This window comes from Sphingomonas sp. Leaf9, from assembly GCF_001421355.1.
In the GTDB taxonomy this organism is placed as follows: domain Bacteria; phylum Pseudomonadota; class Alphaproteobacteria; order Sphingomonadales; family Sphingomonadaceae; genus Sphingomonas.
On the sequence record NZ_LMKC01000004.1, the window covers coordinates 129,345 to 144,770 of the forward strand.

The window sequence follows — 15,426 nt, forward strand, 5'->3', positions numbered from 1 at the left end:
CCGATCCGGGTGACGGCAAGCGCACCCAACCGTTCCGCCAGAATAATGAACGGCAGCTAACAGGCGCATTCAGTATCCGCTCAAGCGAATCGGCGCATACCCCAAATCACAGGCAGACATCCTGCCGCAAAGTTTTGAGGGAGAAGACCCATGTTCAAGAAGCTGACGCTTGCCGCCGCCGCGCTTGCCACGGTCGCCACCGCCGCCGCTCCGACCGCCGCTTCGGCGCAGAGCTGGCGCGGGGACCGCTACGAGCGGGACTATCGCGACAGCCGGTATGATCGCGGGTATCGCGACGACCGGGGCTATCGTTCGTATCGCGGCGACCGCGGTTACTATCGTGATCGCTATGCCAACACCCGTGGCGAGCGTTGCGAGAATGGCGATGGCGGCACCGTGATCGGTGCGATCGCCGGCGGCCTGCTCGGCAACACGGTGGCCGGCCGCGGTGACCGCCTGCTCGGCACCATCCTGGGCGGTGGCGTCGGTGCGGTTGCCGGCCGGGCGATCGATAAGGCCGATGCGCCGCGCTACTGCCGCCGCTAACCGGTTTCCGGCACCTCCGGTGGCGTAACGGGGTGTCGGACATGGGGTCGGTCCTTTCCGTAAAGGGGAGGGCCGGCCCTTTTTGCATGGCCGCCCGGCGCGCGCCGCTTTTCGCCACGTTTCGGTCGGAAACTGCCCCTAGTCCCGGTGGCTTAACGACGACGGAGCGGCGGATGAGGACGGCAGTGGGGCGAACGCTGGCCGGAGCCGCGATCTTGTCGATGCCGTTGCCCGCCGCCGCGCAGGAGGATGCCGAACCCCGCGACGACGAGATCGTCGTGACCGGCAAGCGCCCGCCCGGCTCGGCGATCGGCGACGCCGCCCCGGTCGCGGTGCTCGACGCCGCGGCGCTCCGCGCGCTGGGCGCGACCAGCATGGAGCAGCTCGCCAGCCTCCTGAAACCGCTGACCAGTTCGGCCAGCGGCGGCGATCCCGTGTTTCTGCTGAACGGTCGCCGCGTGTCGGGCTACCGCGAAATCTGGACGCTCCCGCCCGAGGCGCTGGAGCGCACCGAGGTCCTGTCGGAACAGGACGCCGCCCGATTCGGCTTTGCGCCCACCGTGCGCGTCGTCAATTTCGTGCTGAAACAACGCTTCCGCGCGCTGGTGTTCGATCAGGGCGCGGGCACCACCACCGACGGCGGCGGCGGCACCGAACGGCTGGAACTGGGATCGACCCGCATCGCCGGCGACCGCCGCACGCTCCTGACCATCAACTTTGACCGGCAGAATCCGCTGCGCGCATCGCAGCGCCCCTATCTGCCCGACAGCGACAGCCCGTTCGACCGGATCGGCAACCTGCGCGCGCCGGGCGGGGGCAGCATCGATTCCGCGCTCGACCTGCTGGCCGGGCGGGCGGTGACAGCCACCGCCGTACCGATCGATCCGGCGTCGCGCGGCACGCTGGCCGCCTATGCCGCCGGCACCCCCCGCGCGACCGATCTTGCGCCCTTCTTTTCGATGCGCAGCCGCAGCGCGCTGAAGGTCGATGCCACCCATGCCCTGCCGATCGGCAGGACGCTGACCGCCGCGATCAACCTGACGATGGAGGCCGATCGCGGCCGCGCGCTGGCCGGGTTGCAGGGGGCGACGCTGACCCTGCCCGCCGCGACCGCGCTGCCCTTTGCCGGCCCGGTGCTGCTCGACCGCTATCTGGACGAAGGGCCGGTGCTGACCCAGCGCAACGACAACCTGACGCTCCATGCCGCATCGACCGTGCAGGGCGGCATCGGCCGCTGGCTGTGGAACGTCACCGGCAGTTACGATCGGGTGCGTGCGCGGGCGGCGGTCGATCGCGGGGTCGCGGCCGATGCACTGCAGGCGGCGGTCGATGCCGGCGCGAATCCGTTTGACCTGTCCCCGGTGATCGCCGCCCAGCCGCGGATCGTCACCCGCAGCCGCACCGTCACCGGCACCCTGACCGCAAAGGCGACCGCGAACGGCCCGGTCCTGCAACTGCCCGCCGGCCCGGCCCAGCTGACGCTGAACGCCGATCTGGCCCGCTCGGGCAGCAGCGGGCGATTGGCCGACGATGCCGGCGCGGCCAGCACGCTGACCCGCACCGTAACCGGTGGCAGCGCCAGCCTCGACCTGCCGATCGCCTCGGTCGATCGCAAGGTCCTGTCGGCGATCGGATCGCTGTCGGCCAATTTCCTGTTCGGGCTGACCGACGTGTCCGATTATGGCAGCCTGGCCAGCAGCAACATCGCGCTCACCTGGACGCCGTGGCGACCGGTGCAGATCACCGCGTCGATCAACACCGCGCGCACCCCGCCGGCGATCGCCACGCTGACCTTTCCGGTCGTCACCGTGCCCAACACGCCGTTCTTCGACTTCGTGACCGGGGCCAGCGCGCCGATCGCGGTCACCGGCGGTGGCAATACCGACCTTCGGCCCGAGGAGCGGCAGATCCGCACGCTCGGCATCGGCTGGCGCCCGATCAAGGACAAGCAGCTGAATCTCGGCCTCAGCTATATCGACACGCGCATCACCGATCAGGTCGCCAATCCGGGCAGCGCGACGGCGGCGTTGCAGGCCGCGTTCCCCGAACGCTTCGTCCGCGACGATGCCGGCCGGTTGCTCCGCGCCGATATCCGCCCGGTGAACCTGTTCCGCGAGGTCGAACGCAAGCTGAAGGCGGAAATCGGCCTGTTCACCCCCATCGGCCCCACCCCGCCGCCGCCGGCCAAGGACGCCCCCCCGCCACCCGACCGGCCGCAGCTGTGGAGCTTCCTCACCGTGACCGCGCGGCTCGACGACCGGCTGACGCTGCGCCGGGGGCAGGACGAACTCGACCTGCTCGATGGCGAGACGCTGGACGGCACCGGCGGGCGGCCGCGCTATGACGTGATGGGCAATGTCGGCGGATCGGTCGGCGCGTTCCGGGCGGGCGTCTATGGCAACTGGCGCCCCGCCACCCGCATCCGCAGCACGCTCGCCGCTTCCGACCTGCGCTTTTCGGGGCTGACGTTCCTGGGGCTCTATTCGCAGATACAGGCCGACAAACTTGCGCCGAACGCCCCATGGGCGAAGCGGATGGTGCTCCAGTTCGAGGCACAGAACCTGCTCAACGACCGCGTCGACGTCCGCGATCGTACCGGCGCGATCCCGTATCGCTTTCAGCCGTCGTTCCTCGACCCTTACGGCCGGATCGTGCGGCTGTCGGTCAGGAAGCTGTTTTAGGGCACTCCACCAACACGAAGCCGTACCCCCGCGCAGGCGGGGGTCCAGAGCCACAAGCGAAACGGCGGCGTTTGGAACCCTGGACCCCCGCCTGCGCGGGGGTACGGACCCGCGTGGTTTACTCCACCCAGTCCAGCCCGATATCCCGGTACAGCATCCGGTCCTCTTCCCAGTTCGGCTTGACCTTCACATGCAGGTACAGGTGGACGCGCACGCCCAGCAATTCCTGCAATTCCTTGCGGGCGGTCGCGCCGATTTCCTTGATCTTCTGCCCGCCCTTGCCCAGCACGATCGCGCGCTGCGTATCGCGCGCGACATAGATCTGCTGGTGGATTTCGACCGACCCGTCCTCGCGCTCCAGATAGCGTTCGGTGTCGACCGCGCTGGCATAGGGCAGTTCCTCGTGCAGCTGGTGGTACAGCTGCTCGCGGGTCACTTCGGCCGCCAGCATCCGGTCGGTGGCGTCGCTCACCTGATCCTCGGGGAAATGCCACGGCCCCTCGGGCATCCGCTTGGCCAGCGCCGCCTTCATCTCCGCCAGCCCGTCACCGGTCGTGGCGCTGACGAAGAACGTCTCCTCGAACGCCGCCATTTCGTGCAGCCGCGCGGCATGGTCCAGCAGGCGCGGCTTGTCGGCGATGTCGACCTTGTTCAGGATCAGCAGCTTGGGTTCCTTGCGCTGCGCCAGCGGCTCGACGATCGCGCGGACCTTCGGCCCGATGCCGCCCCGGCCATCGACCACCACCGCGATCGCGTCGGCGCCCGCCGTACCTTCCCACGCCGCCGACACCATCGCCCGGTCCAGCCGGCGCTTCGGTTCGAAAATACCCGGCGTATCGACCAACAGCAGCTGGGTATCGCCCTCGATCGCGATGCCCATCAACCGGGTGCGCGTCGTCTGCGCCTTGGGGCTGGTGATCGCGACCTTCTGTCCGACCAGCGCATTGACCAGCGTCGACTTGCCCGCATTCGGGGCGCCAAGAACCGCGACAAGGCCGCACGACTGGGGAGATGATGTCAAAAGAACAATACCTGCCTGAAGATGGGAATGACTGGCGTCCCTCTTACCCGCCCCGCCGCCTGCTGCAAAGCGTCCCGATCCGCGCTTGATCGCCCGCCGCGGTATCGCTACGCATTAGTCCGACAATAATCATAAAGGGGGGAACCTGTCCCATGCTGAACGGCCACACATCCACGCGCCACACGCTGCGCCAGCGCGCACGCGCCCTGGTGCTCGGCACCGCATCGCTGCTGATCGCCGCGACTGCGACTGCCCAGAGCGCACCGACGCCGCAACCGGGCGAGCCGGCCCAGATCACGATTCGCGGCGACCAGGCCGGCCCGACCTACGACCGGCGCATCTTCACCCAGTTCGCCGAGCATCTGGGCAACGGCATCTATGGCGGCCTGTGGGTCGGCAACGACCGCAAGATTCCCAACACCCGCGGCTTTCGCAACGACGTCGTCGCCGCGCTGAAGCGCCTGGGCGTGCCCGTCATCCGCTGGCCCGGCGGCTGCTTCGCCGACGAATATCACTGGCGCGAAGGCATCGGGCCGAAGGCAAAGCGCCCGGTCAAGATCAACACCAACTGGGGCGGCGTGACCGAGGATAACGCGGTCGGCACCCATGAATTCATGGACCTGACCGAACAGGTCGGCGCCGAAGCCTATATCTCGGGCAATGTCGGCAACGGCTCCCCCCGCGAAATGGCCGAATGGGTCGAATACATGACCCAGCAGGCGGGGACGCTCGCCGACGAACGCGCGAAGAACGGCCGCAAGGCCCCGTGGAAGGTCCCCTATTTCGGCATCGGCAACGAGCTGTGGGGCTGCGGTGGCAACATGCGCCCCGAATATGCGGCGGACGAGACGAAGCGCTTCGCGACCTTCATCAAGTCGCCCGAGGGCAGCCGCGTGCTGAAGATCGCATCGGGTGCCAATTCGGAAGACTATAACTGGACCGACGTGATGATGCGCGACGCGATCAACCAGATCGATGCCGTGTCGCTCCATTACTACACCGTCCCCGGCGGCGGCTGGCCGCCCAAGGCGTCGCCGACCGACTTCGACGAATCCGCCTGGGCCGAAACGCTCGGCCGTACGTGGAAGATGGAGGAACTCATCACCCGACATTCGGCAATGATGGACAAATATGACCCGCAAAAGCGCGTGTGGCTGGCCGTCGACGAATGGGGCACGTGGTATGCGCAGGACCCCGGCACGCATCCGGGCTTCCTGCGGCAGCAGAACACGATGCGCGACGCGCTGGTCGCCGCGATCAACCTCAACATCTTTGCCAAGCACGCCGACCGGGTAAAGATGACCGCCATCGCCCAGATGGTGAACGTGCTGCAGGCGATGATCCTGACCGACGGGCCGAAGATGGTCCTGACGCCGACCTATCACGTGTTCGAGATGTACAAGCCGTACATGGACGGCACCGTCCTGCCGATCACCATCGCCAGCCCGTGGTATTCGCGGAACCAGTGGGCGATCCCGGCGGTGTCGGCCTCGGCCGTGCGTGGCAAGGACGGCGTAGTGCATATCGCGCTGTCGAACGCCGATCCGAACCGCCCGGCGCCGATCACCGCCGCGCTGACCGGCATCGCGGGCGCAACCATCACCGGCCGCGTGCTGACCGCCCCGACGATGACCGCGCACAATACCTTCGACAATCCGAACGCGGTGGTGCCGGCGACCTTTACCGGCGCGCAACTGGCAAACGGCACGCTGTCGGTGACGCTGCCGGCCAAGTCGGTGGTGATGCTCGACATCAAGTAAGGCCTGCGGGGGCGGCGTACGCGTCGCCCCCTTTCCTCCTTCCGTTCGCTTCGAAGCAGATGCCGCGTACCCCCGCGCAGGCGGGGGTACGCGGCATACGCGGCCCGCATCGCATCAAACCCTGGCCCCCCGCCTGCGCGGGGGTTGGATCGCACGGCCTGACGGCCGCGCGATCCAACTTTCCTACAACAAGCCGTTCTGGTTACGTTCTACCTCCAACAGGAGGACGAAATGGACGCAACCACCCTGATCAACGACGTGATCGACCGCGAAGGCGGCTATGTCGACCATCCCGCAGACCGCGGCGGCCCGACCCGCTACGGCATCACGCAAGCCGTCGCCCGCGCCGAGGGGTACACCGGCCCCATCCGCGACCTGCCCCGCCCGCTCGCCGCGCGCATCTATCGCGCCTGCTATTGGCACGCGCCGAACTTCGCAGGCGTCGCCACCCGCGCGCCGCGCCTCGCCGCCGAACTGTTCGACACCGGCGTCAACATGGGTCCGGCGGTCGCCGCGACCTTTCTCCAGCGGGTGCTGAACGCGCTCAACCGCGAACAACGCGACTGGCCCGATCTGGCGGTCGACGCCACCATCGGCGCGCGAACGCTGCACGCGCTCGACACCCTGCTCGCCACGCGCGGCGCATCGGCCGAGGCGGTATTGGTCAAGGCGATCAACGCCTTGCAGGGCGAACGCTATCTCCACCTCGCCGAGACGCGCCCGGCCAACGAAGCCTTTCTCTACGGCTGGCTCGCGACACGCGTCGATGCGCCACGAGTGTGAACTTAGTGAACTTTGACATTTGGGAGGCCCTATGATCGATTCCCTGATCGCGCCGATCGCGGCGCTGCTCGACAAGCTGATCCCCGATCCCAAGGCCCGCGATGCGGCCAAGCTCGAACTGCTGAAACTCGAATCGACCGCCGACCTCGACCGGGTAAAGGCGCAATTGTCGGCGATCGTCGCGGAGGCACAGTCGACCGATCCCTGGACCTCGCGCGCACGGCCCGGCTTCCTCTACGTCATGTACGCCCTGCTGCTCTGGGCGATCCCGATGGGGCTGATCTCGGCAGTACAGCCCGACATGGCCGCCGGCATCGCACGCGGCATGACCGCCTATCTGCGCGGCATCCCCGAGGAACTCTACGCCCTCTTCGGCACCGGCTACCTCGGCTACACGGCGGCCAGGGCGTGGGGAAAAGCCAAGGGCGTCGAACGCTAAAAATCCTCCCCGGCACGGGGAGGGGGACCAGCGAAGCTGGTGGAGGGGGGTGTCCGCATACAAGCCGGTAGCGTTCGCGGCCCGCCCCCGCCCCGTGCCGGGGAGGACCTTGCGCCGTCCTCACCCCTCCCCATATCCGCGCCCATGAGCAAAGAGACGGTGTGGCACGGCACCACGATTGTATCCGTGCGTCGCGGCGGTCGCGTAGTGATCGCAGGGGACGGGCAGGTTTCGGCCGGGCAGACGGTCATGAAACCCAATGCGCGGAAGGTCCGCCCGTTGGGCGATGGCAAGGTGATCGCGGGCTTCGCCGGCGCCACCGCCGACGCCTTCACCCTGTTCGAACGCCTTGAGGCAAAGCTGGAGCGCCATCAGGGCCAGCTGCTGCGCGCCGCGGTCGAACTGGCCAAGGACTGGCGCACCGACAAGTTCCTGCGCAATCTCGAAGCGATGCTGATCGTCGCCGACAAGGACGTGACGCTGGTCGTCACCGGCAATGGCGACGTGCTCGAACCCGAAGCCGGCATCGCCGCGATCGGCTCGGGCGGCAATTTCGCGCTGGCCGCCGCCCGTGCCCTGTCCGATTATGAAGGCGACGCCGAAAAGGTCGCGCGCAAGGCGCTCGCCATCGCCGCCGAACTCTGCGTCTACACCAACGATCGCGTCACCCTCGAAGCGCTCGACAGCGCGAACTGACGGACATCCCATGCAAGACAATCTGACTCCGAAGGCGATCGTCGCCGCATTGGACGCGCACATCATCGGACAGCAGGACGCCAAGCGCGCCGTCGCCGTCGCCCTGCGCAACCGCTGGCGCCGGCAACAGCTCTCGCCTGACCTGCGCGACGAGGTGTCCCCGAAGAACATCCTGATGATCGGGCCCACCGGCTGCGGCAAGACCGAGATCAGCCGCCGCCTCGCCCGCCTCGCCGACGCACCGTTCGTGAAGGTCGAGGCGACGAAGTTCACCGAGGTCGGCTATGTCGGCCGCGACGTCGAACAGATTGCCCGCGATCTGGTCGAGGAAGCGATCCGGCTGGAACGCGAACGCCGCCGCGTCGCGGTAAAGGATAAGGCGGAGGAAGCCGCCATGGCCCGCCTGCTCGACGCGCTGACCGGCAAGGGTGCCAGCGAAGCGACCCGCGAGGCGTTCCGCCAGCGCTTCGCCGACGGGCATATGGACGACAAGGAAATCGAGATCGAGCTGGATGCCCAGCCGCAGATGCCCTTCGAAATCCCCGGCGCGCAGCCGCAGATGCTCGACCTGTCGGCGATGATGGGCAAGGCATTCGGCGGCGGGCAGCAGAAGCGCCGCAAGCTGACCGTCCGCGCCGCATGGGACAAGCTGGTCGAGGAAGAGGCCGACAAGCGCCTCGATCAGGACGAGGTGAGCCGCGCCGCGCTGGCCGATGCCGAGGCGAACGGCATCGTCTTCCTCGACGAAATCGACAAGATCGCGGTCAGCGACGGCCGCGGCGGCGGATCGATCAGCCGCGAAGGCGTGCAGCGCGACCTGCTCCCGCTGATCGAGGGCACGACCGTCGCGACGAAGTACGGCCCGATGAAGACCGATCACGTCCTCTTCATCGCATCGGGCGCGTTCCACGTCGCCAAGCCCAGCGACCTGCTGCCCGAGCTGCAAGGCCGCCTGCCGATCCGGGTCGAGTTGAAGGGCCTGACCGAAGCCGACTTCATCGCCATCTTGTCGGATACGAAGGCGTCGCTGCCGGCCCAGTATCGCGCGCTGCTCGGCACCGAATCGGTCGAGGTGACCTTCACCGACGACGGCATCGCCGCCATCGCCCGCATCGCGGCAGAGGTGAATGCCGAGGTCGAGAATATCGGCGCCCGCCGGTTGCAGACGGTAATGGAAAAGCTGCTGGAAGAGGTCAGCTTCGACGCCGAGGACCGCGCCGGGCAGGCGGTGACGATCGACGCGCCCTATGTCGACAAGCAGCTGGCCAGCATCGCGCGGAACACCGACCTCAGCCGCTACGTGTTGTAACCGCCCCGAACTCCGTCCCGTTCGTGCTGAGTAGGGACTGAGCTTGTCGAAGGCCCGTATCGAAGCACCCGCGATGGTCCTTCGATACGCCGCTTCGACAAGCTCAGCGGCTACTCAGGACGAACGGCTGGGGGGAGGTCAGACCCTGCCCCTACCCCTACCCCCACCCGTTCGGTTCGAGCAGCTTCGAGCTTGTCGAGAAGCGTCCGTCGAGAACGCCAGGTTTGTGCCACCCCGTTCTCGACAAGCTCGAACCAAGCAAGAGGAAGTGGGGGGAGGCGGTGATGCCTCACCCCACCTTGTCATACGGCACGAACGCGCCAAACGTGCAGTCCGCCGACGCAATCGGCGACCCGCGATCGACCAGCCGGAACCGGTCGTTGCGGCATACCTGCGCGCCATACAGGATCGACACCACGATCTGGTCGTCGCGCAGGAACGGGCAGCGATCGCGAACCTGCGTCCGCCACAACCGCTTGCCGGTCTGGCGATAGACCAGCGAATCGCCCACCACCTGCGGCCCGTCGATGAAGCCGGTCGGGATGCAGTTCTCGGGCTTGCCCGCGACCCGCCCCTCCAGCATCTTCGCCAGCTCGCGGTCGCCCCTGGCCTGCGTCTCCGCCATCTGCTGCGGGGTCGCACATGCGCCCAGCAACAGCGCCGCCGTCCATGCCCATCGCTTCATGCAGCCTCTCCTCTTGCCGATCAGAACGCGTCCTTCGCCGCGCGGTGCCGCGCCAGTTCCTCGGCCGAACGGCTGCGCAGGAACGGGTTCGTCGCCAGCTCGGCACCGATCGTCGTTGGCACGGTCGGCTCGCCCTTTTCGCGCAGTGCCTCGACCGCCGCCATCCGCTCGACGATCGCTTGATTGTCCGGCTCGGCGGACAGTGCATAGCGGCCGTTCGACAGGGTATATTCGTGCCCGCAATAGACCCGCGTGTCGGCGGGCAGCTCGGCATAGCGACGCATATTGCCGTACATCTCCGCCGCCGTCCCCTCGAACAGCCGGCCACAGCCCATGGCGAACAGCGTGTCGCCGCTGAATAGCACGGCATCGTCGGCGAAGTGGAACGCGATATGCCCGGCGGTATGCCCTGGCACCGCCCACACCGTCGCCTGCGCGTCGCCAACCGACAGCATCGCGCCCTCGCCCACGCCATTGTCCATGTCGGCGATCTTGCCGCGCTCCGCCTCCGGCCCGGTCACCGTGGCACCGGTCGCGGCCTTGATCGCCGCATTGCCGCCGACATGATCGGGGTGCCAGTGCGTGTTCCAGATGGCGGTGATCGTCCAGCCACGTTCCGCGGCGGCGTCCAGCACCGGCTGCGCCGCGCCGGGATCGATCGCCACCGTCTGACCGCTTGGCCCGTCATGCAACAGCCACGCATAATTGTCCGACAGGACGGGCACCTGGACGATCTCCATCACCACGTCCCCGTGTTCGGCATCGACGCCCACGGCTCGGCCGGCTCCAGCGATCCGTCCTGCAACAGCTCGATCGAGATGCCGTCGGGCGTCTTCACGAACGCCATATGCCCGTCGCGCGGCGGGCGGTTGATCGTGACACCGGCGTCCATCAGCGTCTGGCAGGTGGCGTAGATATCGTCGACCCGGAACGCCAGATGCCCGAAATTGCGCCCGCCCGCATACGGTTCGGGGTCCCAGTTGTGGGTCAGCTCGACCTCGGCCACGCCCTCCTGCCCCGGTGCGGCAAGGAAGATCAGGGTGAAACGCCCCTTCTCATTCTCCATGCGTCGGACTTCCTTCACGCCCAGCATGTCGAAGAACGCGATGGTCGCGTCCGGGTCGGTCACCCGGATCATGGTGTGGAGATAGCGGGTCATCGACGGCTCCCTATAGGTTGGCCCGGCATATCGGGTCGGCAGGGGCACGTCGCAACCGGCATCAGGCCGGCGGAAGCGTGTCGAGCGCCGCGTCCGCTGCCTTCGCCTGCGCGCTGCCCGGCACCAAGCGCTGCACCGCCTCGAACGCGGCGCGCGCGGCCTTGGTGTCGCCCGACAGGCCGGCGATGTTGCCCGCCTCCAGCTGCACCGACGCATCGTCGGGCGATCGGCGCAACGCCTCGGCAATGTCGGCCTTTGCGCGGGTCAGGTCACCGGTTCGCCGCGCCAGCGTCGCCGACAACAGCCACACCAGCGGGTCCGCCGGCGCATCCTTCACCGCGCGGTCGAGATCGCCGCGCGCCCCGGCCAGGTCGCCCCCCGCAACCCGCACCCGCGCCCGGTCGAGCTGCGCCTCACCGCGCGCGAGGCCCGTCAGCGACCCGCTCGCCAATGCCGCGTCCAGCGCGGTGCCCGCCGCGATCGTATCGCCATCGGCCAGCCGGGCATTGCCCGCCTGCGCCCAGTAATTGGCGGCCCGGGCGTCCTTCGCCACCTCCGCCTCGCGCGCGGCCTGTTCGAACGCCTCGGCCGCCGCGGTCCAGCGCTGGCGCGTGGCATAGCTCATGCCAAGGCACTGCCGCGCGAGGAACCCGCCACCGACCAGCCGCCATTGCCCCGCCAGCTTCTCCGCCTGTTCGGGCGCGGTCGTCGCGGCATCGACACAGGCGTCGTAACGCGCCTCGGGCGTGGACCCGGCGGGCAGTTGCGGGCCGGCAGCGGCCTGCAGCGCGAGGAACAGCAGCGGAGACAGCATCAGGGCAACACATCCTCGATGGCGCGCAGGATCAGCGCGATATCGCCGTCACGCGACAGGCGATGGTCGCCATCCTTGACCAGGATAGTCTGCACATCGGCTGAACGGATGCGCGCGGCGAGGTGGACGGTGCGCTCCCACGGCACATCGGCATCGCGCTGCCCCTGCACCAGCCGCACCGGCACGTCGATCGGCAGCTCGGCGTGCAGGATCCGGTTCGCCTCGCCCGACGACCAGAAGGCGCGGGTAAAAACGGTCGGCGTATCGGCATAGGGCGACGGCCGCTCGATCCGCCCTTGGGTCAGCAGCGTCATCTTCTCCGCCTGGGTAAAACCCCAGTCGGTGAAGTCGGGCGCCGGCGCGATACCGACCAGCCCGGCGATCCGATCGGCCCGCGCCCGCGCGGCGAGCAGCGCGATCCACCCGCCCATCGACGACCCGACCAGGACCACCGGCCCCTCGATCGCGCCGTCGATCATCGCCAGCGCATCGTCGACCCACCCGGCCAGCGTCTGTTCCTCGAACGCGCCGGGGCTCTCGCCGCACCCGGCATAATCGAACCGCAGGAACGCCCGTCCCGTCTCGCGCGCCCAGGCTTCGATCGCCAGCGCCTTGGCCCCGCTCATGTCGGACGCATAGCCCGGCAGGAACAGGATGGTCGGGCCGGAACCGGGGGTATGGCGATAGGCGAGCGGGCGGGAGTCGGTCATGCCCGCCTCCATGCCATGCACCCGGGGCGGGCGATAGGGTCAGCGCATCGTCCGCAGATGCGCCCGGACCAGCCGCCCCGATTCGGTCAGGTCCGCCTCGCTCCACCCCGACAAGCCCTGCGTCGCGGGTTTCAGGATCGCCGACGCCTCGTCCTTGTTGCCGACCGACCAGTTCAGGGTGCTGATGCCGTACTTCGCGCACCAGTCCCACCAGGTCTGCGTTTCCTTCGCATCGATCGGCGCGTCACCATTGGCGGCGGTGGTGCCATATTCGGTGACGAACAGCGCGATGCCGCGCCGCATCGCGTCTTCCGCCTTCGCACGCAGCTCGCCCTTATGCGTCGCAGCGTAATAATGCAGCGTATAGGCGACGTTGGCGAAGGGCAGCGGATCGGCCGCCGCCTCGTCGACATCCTGCGACCAGCTGCGCGTGCCCGCCACGACAAAGGCACCCGGATCGATCGCCCGGATCGCGCCGATCACCCGTACATGATAGGGTTTCAGCACCTTGGACCAGCCATATTCGGGCAGCGGTTCGTTATAGGTTTCGTAGATCAGGTTCGGCACGCCGCGATATCTGGTGGCGATATGGCGGAAGAACCGGATGGCATCGTCGGGCCGCGGCTGATGCGCGTGCCAGTCGACCACGACATAGATGCCCTGCGCGATCGCCGCGTCGATCACCGTCTCGGCGCGCTTCGTCTCCGCCTCGGGCTGCGCATCATAGCCGCCCTGCTGCGCTCCGATCGCCGCGCGCACCGCGCTCACCCGCCAGTCGCGCACCAGCCACGCGACCGTCGCCGGATCATAATAGCGCGGCTGCCACTGGCTCCAGAACAGCGACATGCCATGCACCGCATAGGGCCGCCCCTGCGCATCGACCACCTGCGCACCCCGCACCGCCAGCCGGCCATGCTCGGCCACCGGCGATCCGACCGGCGCGGCCCATGCCACCGGTATCGACAATATCGCGACCAGCAACAGCCACCAGCGACGCATCCACCCCTCCACCCTTGATTCTCAGGGTGAAAGGTGTCGCCCGCCGTCAACGCTGTCAACAACGGCCGCGCGATTACTCCGCCACGGGATCGGCGGGCCCGCGATCGGCGGGGCGGTCGGCCGCCGCCTCGGCCCGCGCCTGATCCTTGCGCCGCCGTAGATTCTGTCGCAGCGCCTGTGCCAGCCGCGCCTTGCGTTCCGCTTCACTCATCGCGACTTTCTACGCAATTCGCACGCAATCTGGCAACGGCCGCTTGACTTCATCGCAAATGCCTGCACATAGGCCCCTCCCGCCGCCGAGGGGTTTCCCCACGGCTCGGAGTGCTGCCGTAGCTCAGTGGTAGAGCGCATCCTTGGTAAGGCTGAGGTCGTGAGTTCAATCCTCACCGGCAGCACCATTTTCTTCGAAAATCCGACGCGATAGCTGACCCCTGACGGGGCGCCATCGGCTGGCACGCCACGCCGCGGTCGGCGTGGCGCGTGCGTCCTATCCCTCGACCTGATCGAGATAGTCGCCATATCCTTCGGCCTCCATCGCCTCGCGCGGGACAAAGCGCAGCGACGCCGAATTGATGCAGTAGCGCAGGCCACCCCGGTCGCGCGGGCCATCGGGAAAGACATGGCCCAGATGGCTGTCGCCCCCGGCCGAGCGGACTTCGGTGCGGACCATGCCGTGCGTCGTGTCGCGCAGTTCGGCGACATTGGCCGGCTCGATCGGCTTGGTGAAGCTCGGCCAGCCGCAATGCGAATCGAACTTGTCGGCCGATGCGAACAGCGGCTCGCCCGACACGATGTCGACATAGATGCCGGCGCGCTTTTCGTGCAGATATTCGCCGGTGCCCGGCCGCTCGGTCCCGCTCTGCTGCGTGACATAGAACTGCTCGGGCGTGAGGCGGGCCAGCGCCTCCTCGGTCTTGCGATAGTCGGTCATGTCTCGTTCCTTTGCTGCCGTCTACATGGGGCCGGACCGGCCCCATGCAACCGGATCAGAACAGCTCGGCCAGGAACGCGGTGACCGATTCCCACGACCGGCGATCGGCATCAGCGTCATAGGCCATGCCCTTTTCAGGCGCGGCGGCATGGGCGTTGGTAAAGGCGTGCATCGCCCGGCCGTGCGCGTGCAGTTGCCAGTCGGCGTCGCGCGCGCCCATTTCCTCGGCAAAGGCCAGCACCTTGTCCGGCGCGGCCATCGGATCGCGCCAGCCATGCTCGACCAGCACCTTCGCCGCGATCGGCCCGTCGGTCGACAGATCGTTGCCATCCAGCATCCCGTGCAGGCTGACCACGCCCCGCACCCCGTCCGCGCCGCCGCGTGCCAGGTCGAGGACGCACAGCCCGCCGAAGCAATAGCCGATCGCCGCGAGTCGGCCCGCATTGACCCGGTCGAGCGTCGCGGCAAAGGTCACCGCCGCGCGCACCCGCTGCAACAGCGCCGCGCGATCCGACAGGAACGGGCCGATCAGGTGGCTGTTGTCACCCGACGGGTCGCCCTTCACGTCCTTGCCGAACATGTCGATCGCGATCCCGACATAGCCGAGCTCGGCCAGCTTCTCGGCGGTCTTGTGCTCCCCCTCGCCGCGCCCGGCCCATTGGTGGACGATCAGCACTGCGGGCGCCTTGCCCTCTCCGGCGGGAAAGGCCACGCCGGCCTGCAACACGGTGTCGGCATCGGGATAGTCGAAGAGGTCGATCGTCATGCGTCTGCTCCATATCAGGGTCTCGCGCAGAACGGCCGATGCCCGGCAGGGGTTGCGCGACCCCGTGCCCCGTCCGTACCATGCGATCCTGTCGCGCAGAAACCGGCGCGATTGCAGGAGCGTACCC

General features: G+C 68.1%; 17 protein-coding genes and 1 tRNA gene. 8 read left to right on the forward strand and 10 right to left on the reverse strand.

Features of this window, described 5'->3' with window-relative positions; genetic code table 11:
* The first annotated feature begins 150 nt into the window (after positions 1 to 150).
* Positions 151 to 546 (forward strand): glycine zipper 2TM domain-containing protein, encoded by a 396-nt coding sequence (locus tag ASE58_RS11540; protein WP_055821416.1) that lies wholly within the window; start codon positions 151 to 153, stop codon positions 544 to 546.
* A gap of 173 nt (positions 547 to 719) precedes the next feature.
* The gene (locus tag ASE58_RS11545) at positions 720 to 3,227 is read left to right on the forward strand and encodes a hypothetical protein (RefSeq protein WP_055821419.1); all 2,508 of its coding nucleotides are present in this window, start codon (positions 720 to 722) and stop codon (positions 3,225 to 3,227) included.
* A 118-nt stretch (positions 3,228 to 3,345) separates the two neighbouring features.
* Here the strand turns inward: ASE58_RS11545 and era are convergent, their stop codons facing one another.
* Positions 3,346 to 4,248, reverse strand: a complete 903-nt coding sequence (gene era, locus ASE58_RS11550; RefSeq protein ID WP_055757737.1) for a GTPase Era — start codon at positions 4,246 to 4,248, stop codon at positions 3,346 to 3,348.
* A gap of 152 nt (positions 4,249 to 4,400) precedes the next feature.
* On the opposite strand from era, the gene ASE58_RS11555 reads away from it, so the two are divergent.
* From ASE58_RS11555 to hslU, 5 genes are all read left to right on the forward strand, one after another.
* On the forward strand, positions 4,401 to 6,008 hold the full coding sequence (locus ASE58_RS11555) for an alpha-N-arabinofuranosidase (protein WP_055757735.1): 1,608 nt from the start codon (positions 4,401 to 4,403) through the stop codon (positions 6,006 to 6,008).
* Between the two features lie 231 nt (positions 6,009 to 6,239).
* Positions 6,240 to 6,791 (forward strand): glycoside hydrolase family 108 protein, encoded by a 552-nt coding sequence (locus ASE58_RS11560; RefSeq protein WP_055821422.1) that lies wholly within the window; start codon positions 6,240 to 6,242, stop codon positions 6,789 to 6,791.
* Positions 6,792 to 6,822: 31 nt separating this feature from the next.
* Complete coding sequence (locus ASE58_RS11565) at positions 6,823 to 7,230, forward strand: holin family protein (RefSeq protein ID WP_055757731.1); 408 nt, start codon at positions 6,823 to 6,825, stop codon at positions 7,228 to 7,230.
* 144 nt (positions 7,231 to 7,374) lie between these two features.
* Positions 7,375 to 7,926 (forward strand): ATP-dependent protease subunit HslV, encoded by a 552-nt coding sequence (hslV, locus tag ASE58_RS11570; protein ID WP_055757729.1) that lies wholly within the window; start codon positions 7,375 to 7,377, stop codon positions 7,924 to 7,926.
* A gap of 10 nt (positions 7,927 to 7,936) precedes the next feature.
* A complete protein-coding gene (hslU, locus tag ASE58_RS11575; protein WP_055821425.1) occupies positions 7,937 to 9,235 on the forward strand; it encodes an ATP-dependent protease ATPase subunit HslU in 1,299 nt (432 codons plus the stop codon).
* A 289-nt stretch (positions 9,236 to 9,524) separates the two neighbouring features.
* Here hslU and ASE58_RS11580 read toward each other — a convergent pair whose 3' ends face one another.
* The 7 genes from ASE58_RS11580 to ASE58_RS18210 all read right to left on the reverse strand — a co-directional run bounded on the left by ASE58_RS11580 (position 9,525) and on the right by ASE58_RS18210 (position 13,813).
* Positions 9,525 to 9,920, reverse strand: a complete 396-nt coding sequence (locus tag ASE58_RS11580) for a hypothetical protein (RefSeq protein WP_055821428.1) — start codon at positions 9,918 to 9,920, stop codon at positions 9,525 to 9,527.
* A gap of 20 nt (positions 9,921 to 9,940) precedes the next feature.
* Positions 9,941 to 10,663, reverse strand: coding sequence for a hydroxyacylglutathione hydrolase (gene gloB / locus ASE58_RS11585; RefSeq protein ID WP_055822311.1), 723 nt, complete (start codon positions 10,661 to 10,663; stop codon positions 9,941 to 9,943).
* Entirely contained in the window at positions 10,660 to 11,079 is a 420-nt protein-coding gene (locus tag ASE58_RS11590) for a VOC family protein (RefSeq protein ID WP_055821431.1), read from the reverse strand. Before ASE58_RS11590 ends, gloB begins: the two co-directional genes overlap by 4 nt.
* Before the next feature lie 61 nt (positions 11,080 to 11,140).
* Positions 11,141 to 11,893, reverse strand: coding sequence for a tetratricopeptide repeat protein (locus tag ASE58_RS11595; RefSeq protein ID WP_055821434.1), 753 nt, complete (start codon positions 11,891 to 11,893; stop codon positions 11,141 to 11,143).
* Complete coding sequence (locus tag ASE58_RS11600) at positions 11,893 to 12,603, reverse strand: alpha/beta hydrolase (protein ID WP_055822315.1); 711 nt, start codon at positions 12,601 to 12,603, stop codon at positions 11,893 to 11,895. The genes ASE58_RS11595 and ASE58_RS11600 overlap by 1 nt, the downstream gene beginning before the upstream one ends.
* Before the next feature lie 39 nt (positions 12,604 to 12,642).
* Positions 12,643 to 13,602, reverse strand: a complete 960-nt coding sequence (locus tag ASE58_RS11605) for a glycoside hydrolase family 5 protein (protein ID WP_055821437.1) — start codon at positions 13,600 to 13,602, stop codon at positions 12,643 to 12,645.
* 73 nt (positions 13,603 to 13,675) lie between these two features.
* Positions 13,676 to 13,813, reverse strand: a complete 138-nt coding sequence (locus tag ASE58_RS18210; RefSeq protein WP_200909354.1) for a hypothetical protein — start codon at positions 13,811 to 13,813, stop codon at positions 13,676 to 13,678.
* Between the two features lie 112 nt (positions 13,814 to 13,925).
* On the opposite strand from ASE58_RS18210, the gene ASE58_RS11610 reads away from it, so the two are divergent.
* Positions 13,926 to 14,000 (forward strand) — tRNA-Thr (locus ASE58_RS11610).
* Positions 14,001 to 14,089: 89 nt separating this feature from the next.
* On the opposite strand, the gene msrB is transcribed toward ASE58_RS11610, so the two are convergent.
* Both msrB and ASE58_RS11620 read right to left on the reverse strand, forming a co-directional pair.
* Complete coding sequence (msrB, locus tag ASE58_RS11615; RefSeq protein ID WP_055757715.1) at positions 14,090 to 14,533, reverse strand: peptide-methionine (R)-S-oxide reductase MsrB; 444 nt, start codon at positions 14,531 to 14,533, stop codon at positions 14,090 to 14,092.
* A 55-nt stretch (positions 14,534 to 14,588) separates the two neighbouring features.
* The gene (locus tag ASE58_RS11620) at positions 14,589 to 15,299 is read right to left on the reverse strand and encodes a dienelactone hydrolase family protein (protein WP_055757713.1); all 711 of its coding nucleotides are present in this window, start codon (positions 15,297 to 15,299) and stop codon (positions 14,589 to 14,591) included.
* Between the last annotated feature and the right edge of the window lie 127 nt (positions 15,300 to 15,426).